7 protein-coding genes are annotated in these 7,253 nt (G+C 53.1%); all 7 read right to left on the reverse strand.

Features of this window, described 5'->3' with window-relative positions:
- Nucleotides 1–27: 27 nt before the first annotated feature.
- Nucleotides 28–993 carry a GDP-mannose 4,6-dehydratase gene (gmd, locus tag AB1690_05785; protein MEW6014813.1) on the reverse strand — a complete coding sequence of 322 codons (966 nt, stop codon included), beginning with the start codon at nucleotides 991–993 and terminating at the stop codon, nucleotides 28–30.
- A gap of 266 nt (nucleotides 994–1,259) precedes the next feature.
- A complete protein-coding gene (gene tsaD / locus AB1690_05790) occupies nucleotides 1,260–2,267 on the reverse strand; it encodes a tRNA (adenosine(37)-N6)-threonylcarbamoyltransferase complex transferase subunit TsaD (GenBank protein MEW6014814.1) in 1,008 nt (335 codons plus the stop codon).
- 1 nt (nucleotide 2,268) lies between these two features.
- A complete protein-coding gene (locus AB1690_05795) occupies nucleotides 2,269–3,180 on the reverse strand; it encodes a hypothetical protein (protein MEW6014815.1) in 912 nt (303 codons plus the stop codon).
- A 5-nt stretch (nucleotides 3,181–3,185) separates the two neighbouring features.
- Complete coding sequence (locus AB1690_05800) at nucleotides 3,186–3,353, reverse strand: hypothetical protein (GenBank protein ID MEW6014816.1); 168 nt, start codon at nucleotides 3,351–3,353, stop codon at nucleotides 3,186–3,188.
- Between the two features lie 31 nt (nucleotides 3,354–3,384).
- Nucleotides 3,385–4,890, reverse strand: a complete 1,506-nt coding sequence (locus tag AB1690_05805) for a VCBS repeat-containing protein (protein ID MEW6014817.1) — start codon at nucleotides 4,888–4,890, stop codon at nucleotides 3,385–3,387.
- Between the two features lie 99 nt (nucleotides 4,891–4,989).
- Entirely contained in the window at nucleotides 4,990–6,456 is a 1,467-nt protein-coding gene (locus tag AB1690_05810; protein MEW6014818.1) for a hypothetical protein, read from the reverse strand.
- A gap of 3 nt (nucleotides 6,457–6,459) precedes the next feature.
- Nucleotides 6,460–7,253: M20 family metallopeptidase (locus tag AB1690_05815; GenBank protein MEW6014819.1), on the reverse strand; the 794-nt coding region annotated here is incomplete at its 5' end.

Genomic DNA, 7,253 nt, shown 5'->3' on the forward strand with positions numbered 1-7,253 from the left:
AAACCGCCGATGCCGGTGATAAGCGCTTTACTTTTTCTTTTCACGGAGCCTTTCCAGATCGGCATCAACCATCATCTGTACCAGTCCCCTGAAATCAACCGTCGGTTCCCATTTAAGTTCCTTTTTGGCGAGAGAGGCATCCCCCATCAGATGGTCAACTTCGGCCGGGCGGACCAGTTTCGGGTCGGTCTTGACATAATCGTGCCAGTCGAGATTGACATGAGCGAAGGCGGTTTCGACAAACTGCTTGACCGAATGACTCTTGCCGGTGGCGATAACATAAGTGCCCGGTTTTTCCTGCTGAAGCATCAGCCACATCGCCATAACATAATCGCCGGCAAAGCCCCAGTCGCGCTCGGCATCAAGATTTCCAAGGTACAGCTTGTCGGTCAGCCCCAGTTTGATACGGGCGACGCCATCGGTGATTTTCCGGGTTACAAATTCGAGTCCGCGGCGGGGAGATTCATGGTTGAAAAGGATACCGGAGCTGGCATGGATATTATAACTTTCACGATAATTGATAGTGATAAAATGGCCGTAAACCTTGGCGACACCGTACGGAGAGCGGGGATAAAAAGGGGTCTCTTCGGTCTGCGGCACCTGACGGACTTTGCCGAACATTTCCGATGATGACGCCTGGTAGAATCTGATTTTCCGGTCGAGGAAGCGGATTGCCTCCAGTATCTTGGTGACCCCGAGGGCGTCAAACTCTCCGGTCAATACCGGCTGATTCCAGGAGGTCGGGACAAACGACTGCGCCGCCAGGTTGTAAATCTCATCCGGTTTAATCTCTTCGATAATATTTATTATAGAGAGCTGGTCGAGCAGGTCAGCCTGCATCAGTTTTATCTTATGACGGATATGCTCGATTCGTCCGAAAGTCTCGGTGGAGGCGCGACGAACCATGCCATAGACGTCATATCCTTTCTCCAGAAGAAGTTCGGCCAGATAAGAGCCATCCTGTCCGGTAATGCCGGTTATGAGGGCGCGCATGTTAATCTCCTGTAATCAGTTTACCGTGTATCGCACTTATACAAATCAGGGAGCGAATGGTACAACTTTCATAAATGTAAGGGGGAATATATATTTTTGCCTTTTGAGAAGCAAACGGGAAAAAACGGTCGCTCCGCTTCTAAGTTTCATACTAAAATGACAGGCTTGACGAAACCGTCTCCTTTCAGAAACCGGCTGAAATTGTATCATGACCGCGTAGCCTTCGGGGTCGAAAAGACTCCGCAGAGGTTCTCTATGAGTTCCTATCACACGGATATCAATTTTAAATACGGCACGGCGTTAACCGCCATATCTGATGCCCCCTGCATTTTGTAACGAAAATACCCCGCCGCAGCAATCATGGCGGCATTGTCGGTGCATAGTGACGGCGGCGGAAAGTAAAACTCTCCCTCCAGCTTTCTCATCGCTTCTTGCATCAATTCTTTCAAGCGGCTGTTGGATGCCACCCCGCCGGAAAGGGTGACGGTCTTGATATTCAGTTCGATGGCGGCGCGGATCGCCTTGCTCACCAGCACTTCGACCGCCGCCTCCTGAAACGAGGCGGCGATATCGGCTTTGTTCTCTTCCAACTCCTGAGGAGTCAGTTTTTGCAAGTACAGCGCGACCGCTGTTTTCAAGCCCGAATAAGAGAAATCGAAACTCTCTTCCTTGGCGACACCGCGCGGGAAGCGAAAGAACTTTTTATCGCCGTTTTGCGCCAGTCGGTCGATAGCGGCGCCCCCGGGGTACCCGAGTCCCATCAGTTTGGCGACCTTATCATACGCCTCGCCAACGGCGTCATCTTTGGTCTGTCCAAGTATACGGTAATCGCCGAAGGAGTTGACCTGCACCAGCGAGGTATGCCCGCCGGAGATAATCAGAGTGAGGTGCGGAACAGGCAGGTCGTGATGAATCAAAAAATTGGCGGCGATATGCCCTTCGAGATGATTCACCGCCACGAATGGGATATCGTTACCATATGCCAATCCCTTTGCGAAATTGAGACCAACCAAAAGCGCTCCGACCAGTCCCGGACCATAAGTTGCCGCCACCAGTTCGATTTCAGATTCTCCAACACCGGCTTTGGCGAGGGCTTCGCGATAAACCGGAATTATGGAGCGGAGATGCTCGCGGCTGGCCAGTTCCGGAACGACCCCGCCATACCCGCCGTGAATCAACTGGCTCAGGATGACATTGGAGAGAATCTCCCGGCCGTCTCTTACGACCGCCACCGAGGTTTCGTCGCAGGAGGTTTCAATCCCGAGAATGAGCATCTTAACGAATAATCCTGACCGAATCGGCTGATTTATAGACAAGAGAAATATCGGTAGGAAGAATGAATTGCAGGGGGATAGCGCCAGCGCTGTCGGCGAGAGCGTAATCGGCGAAGACCGATATCCGCGATAGAGGTAAAGCGTCAATCGAATCGGGGGCGCCGCCGGCGCGAATTTCTATTCTATCGGGGAGATATCGAACACGGCGGCCGGAGGGGGCGTTGATTAAGCGGACCGGGATATCGGAAAAAAGGCGGGTTTTAATCGGCGTGACGGTAACTGTTACGATGGCGGTATCGGGAGAGATATTGAGACCGTAGATTCCGGGATGTTTCACCGGCACGCGAATCGATATATTGTCACGCACCCCTTCGAGAACTTCTTCCTTTGTCTCCAGGCCCGCCACCAGGTTGACCAACGCGCCGGGACCGGTTACCGTGGCGTGAGTCGGCACAATCGAATCGGCGTTGCTGACGGCGTAGCCGTCGCCGGGAAGCACCACTACCCGCGATTTTAACGGCACCCGTTTTTCCAGCAGACGGTCGCAGTCGATATCGGCTTCACGGGGAGAGACGACATCAACCAGCTCCACTTTATCCCCTTGAACAAAGCTGAGATTGCCGGAGGTAAGCTCTATCCGGAACCGTCCCGGTTGATTGCGGCTCAAGGAAAGTTTGAGTCCGGCTCTTTTCCAGTCGCTCTGGAGAAGTTTCTTGCCGCTGGCCGAGACCAGCACGCGCACCGAATCGGGCGGCGGCTCGCTGAGCACCAGCTTTCCCGGCAGGTCAACCGCCTTCAGCGGGAGCGTAACTTCATACTGGTACACCTTATTGGTAGCCACATGAAACCACAAGAGAACAGCCAGCACCAGGGCGGCGATTTTCACCCAGAAGTTCTCGAATATTCTTAGCATTATTCCTATTTGCCCGACATCTGAATCTGCTTGCCGTAACTGATTTCTCCGTTATCGATTCTGATAGAGAAACCGCATTCCGGATTCGAACAGACCCAGGCTTTATAAGTAATAGTGGCGCCATCGCGGCCATAATCGGACAGGGGCAGAAGATTTCCCCTGTCGCATTTCAAACAAAGTGGAAATTCCCTTTCCATAGACTCCTCAATTATTCCGGTTGTTTCTGTTTTTCAAAATAGTCAAGCGGTCGAGCCGTCCCCCCAGATTGTGCCGCACCACCACGTCCGGATAAATTCCCCGTCCCAGTTTGACAGGATAAATCATGGAAGGATGGTCGAGCGTGATATCGATATCAGGCTTGCGCGAGAGGAAATCGCGTTCTTTTCCCCAGAAAAACTGCACTTTGCCTCCGCCGTCGCAGAAGACCAGGTCGAGCAGACGGTCGGCGTTGAAATCGGCCGACCAGTTGACACAGACTTCTTCAGTGGGAATATCATGGTCGAAATTGAACTTAAATTCAAAGCTCAGACGCCGCGTTGATTCATTATCCGGCAAACCATTGGTCAGAGGATAAATCAATAAGTGCAAATCAGCTTTTTTCATCAAAAGCATCTTGGTGGCGGCAATGGCGCCGATTTCGACCGCCGGCACCACCATATCGTACCGCCCGGACGAACGGAAATCACCGAACATAAGGTTGCAGTGGGAATCGGACAGCGAAATTTCTCGGCGGTGCACCCGCTCCATTCGTCCCTGGGCATCCGAGATATAGAAGCGGAGTTTGGTTTCGGTTTTGGTGATGCCGCCGGAGGTATGGGAGACCGCCAGGTCGGGGCGGCGGTCGCCGTTCATATCGAGAAGATAACTCTGAAGGTAACCGCCCGAATTGCCGGGAAAGAAATCGACCTCGACATCGGGAGTCTGGGGGAAATTGCCGGAATTGTCCTGGAAATAAGTGCAGAGTTTGTGGTCCCAGAGAAAATAGAGGTCAGCCCGACCATCCAGGTTACCGTCAAAAACAAATATCTGAGCCAGGCTGATACTGAAACCGGTATTGCCGTAGCGGTTCAAATCTTTGGTATCGCGGGCATGGTGACGGCTGACAATCGGCGTGGAGAGCTGATTGAGAATCTGATACGCGCCGCGCTCGTTTTTTTCAAAGATGGCGTACCCTTTGGCGGTGGGGACAATAATCTCCAGTCCCGGTTTCTGGAGGAGGTCAACAACAAAGGGGCTGACAATAATCCCTTCGAACATCGGGAAAGCGTAGAGCGTGCTCTGGCGGATAAGCCGCAGCGGCGCGCTCCAGCCGTTGCCGGATGTAAAGGAGAAGGCAATGACGCCGTCGGCGTCAGCGGTAAGAATATTCTGCCGGCCGTCGCCGTCATAGTCGGCGGCATCAATCTGCGCGGCCGACTTCGGCAGTTCCGTCAGGAAATCAGCCTTGGCGCCAAAGGAGCCGTCCCGCCGCTGCAGGTGAAGCCCGAGATAACGGTTATCGACACCGCTTTGCGGGGAGTAGATAACGACAATATCGCGGAGACTGTCGCCGTCAAAGTCGCCGGCGACAAAATTATGAATCTTGCCTTCGACCTCAATGCCGTAAATATCGAAAAAATCCTGGTCGGCGGCATGACCGCCGCGCAACGCCAGTAGCCCGGTTAGTAAGAACACCAGACTGAATTTTCTCAAGAAAGATAGAATCTGCAATTCTCTCCGCCTCACCTGCCCGTTAATTTGCCGCCAAAAGATAAGACAGAAGCGAAATTTATTCAACCATATTTTGACAGGATATATATGAACCGGATTTTAGTGGTAGAGATTAGGATTGCGGTACCAGAAGCGGGTCAGCCCGCGCTCGCTTCCGAGCCAGAGATAGTCGCCGTCAAACAGCAGTGTCTGGATATTATGTGAAAGCAGGCCGTCATTGACGGTGTAAAGAAAGTGATGCGGTTTATCCCCCAGGAATAAGAGCAACAAGCCATCGCGCACAGCCGCCGCCACCAGCGAGTCGCGCGCCGCGACAGCGCGGGCGCCGCCATAATTGATAACTTCCGGAAAAGTCTCCACTTCCGCGTCATCCAGACCGATCGCAATCAGATTCTCTTCGGAAGCAACCCAGATTTTTCTCTCCGCGATAGCCAGGTCGTAAATACGGGCTGACTCGGAGATTTCCGGGATAGAGAGAATTCCCAGTTTGCCGCTGGGGAGGTCGAGACGGTACAATCCATGCTCGCTGCCTATCCAGAGAGCGTTGCCCTCCCGTTCCAAGGCATAAATCGGCTCGGCGTAAAGAAGTGTGCCGATGCTTTTATCGGTCGAATCGGTGCCCAAATCGAGACGAGCCAATCCGTATTCGGTGCCGGCGAATATAGTGTCGCCGTTGAATCGGACAGAATAGACTTGCAGGTCGGGAAGTCCGAATGATAAGCCAATCCGCTCCTCTATCTGGCGGCTTTTTTTATCTATCACCAGAATTCCGTTGTCGGTAGCGGCATAAATCCTCTCCTTTCCGGCGCTGAGGTCATAGACACTCTCGGACTGGCGAATCAGTCCGCCTCTGATTTCAATATGGTCGAAGTCGTTCTTGCGCCAGTCGAAAAGGGTTACGCCGGCGCGATAGGAATCGCGGCTTTTTCCCCCCATCCAGAGCGTGCCGCTGTCGGAACAGAGAGCGGAGACATCATCTTGAAGCAAACCATACTTGAGCTGTTGAAGAAGGTGATTGGTGTTATCGGACCAGAAAGCGCCCAACCCCCAGGTTCCGACCCAGAGATTTGCCCAGCCGTCATCGATTATATCGGTGACCGGATACCGTTTGCCATCCTCGTCAACAATGACGCCGCTGGGGAGATAGGTAAATCCAGGCGGAGGGAAATAGCTGAAATCGGGCTTAAGATGTTTGCCGAAGGAAGGCTCATTAGGGTACTGCATAATGGGACTCCAGCGGTCGAAGGTGCGGTTGTATTCAAAAAGACCGAAATCGGTTCGGACCCAGAGATACTGGTCGTTCTGTGAGGCGCGCACTTCGAGGATTTCTTTTGCCGGGAGCCCTTCAATGCCGGTCATCGGCTCAGCCCACTTACGGGAGGCGATTTCGTAGCGGGTCACCCCGTTGGTGGTGCCAAAATAGACATAGTCATAACCGACCGCTATCGAAGAAATGTATGAGAAATTGCTGTAATGAACCACCAGGTCGGAGAGAATTCCAAGAGATAAGACAGGGGAAGCCAGAAGGATGACGAAGCAAAGCAGTAATGACAGGGTCAGGCGCATTGTCTATCTGCTTTCGAAGAACTTAAAGACAGCCTGCGCCAGGAGAGCGGTGCCATAAAAGATTCCCTGTTCGTCAATCATGAAATCGGAGGCATGCCACGGTTTATTGGCGCCCAGTTTGTTATTGCGGACTCCGAGACGAAACATCGCCCCGGCCGTCTTCTGAAGATAGTAGGCAAAATCCTCTCCCCCCATTACCTGCGGAACAAGGGCAATTTTTCGGTTACCGAAAAGTTCCCGGTAGCATTCCTGGTAGATTCGATTGACGGCGGGGTCATTGGATAAGACTGGATAGCCGGCGATAAAATCGATTTCATATTTTGCCCCGCGGGCGCTACAGATGCCGTCAACCGTCCGCCGGATGAGTCCCGGAAGCCGCCGCAGGCTCGATGACGATAACGTCCGCGCCGTGGCGCGCAAGATAACTTTGTCGGCGATAACATTGCGGGCGGTGCCGCCGTTGATTGTCCCAAAAGTGATAACGACCGGCTCCAGAGGGTCTGTTTCCCGCGAAACGATTTTCTGCATCGAGCTGACCAGCTCCGCGGCCACGGCTATAGCATCCACGCCAAGATGGGGGCGGGCAGCATGCCCCCCCAGTCCATAGATAGTTATATCAAAATCGGTAACTGAAGCCATGGTCGGTCCATCGCGAAGCCCGATTTCGCCGATCGGAAGGGTGGGGTCAACATGCAGGGCGAAGATTATCTTGACATCGGGATTTTTCAGAATGCCGGCTTTTATCATGGCATCGGCCCCACCGGGAGGCGTCTCTTCGGCCGGTTGAAAAATAAGTT

This window comes from Candidatus Zixiibacteriota bacterium (assembly GCA_040753495.1).
GTDB lineage: Bacteria > Zixibacteria > MSB-5A5 > GN15 > PGXB01 > DYGG01.

Bases quoted from the DNA above. Each gene is read 5' to 3' on its own strand.
- AB1690_05810 (MEW6014818.1), bottom strand. From the start codon at position 6,456: ATGCGCCTGACCCTGTCATTACTGCTTTGCTTCGTCATCCTTCTGGCT.
- gmd (MEW6014813.1), bottom strand. From the start codon at position 993: ATGCGCGCCCTCATAACCGGCATTACCGGACAGGATGGCTCTTATCTG.
- AB1690_05795 (MEW6014815.1), bottom strand. From the start codon at position 3,180: ATGCTAAGAATATTCGAGAACTTCTGGGTGAAAATCGCCGCCCTGGTG.
- tsaD (MEW6014814.1), bottom strand. From the start codon at position 2,267: ATGCTCATTCTCGGGATTGAAACCTCCTGCGACGAAACCTCGGTGGCG.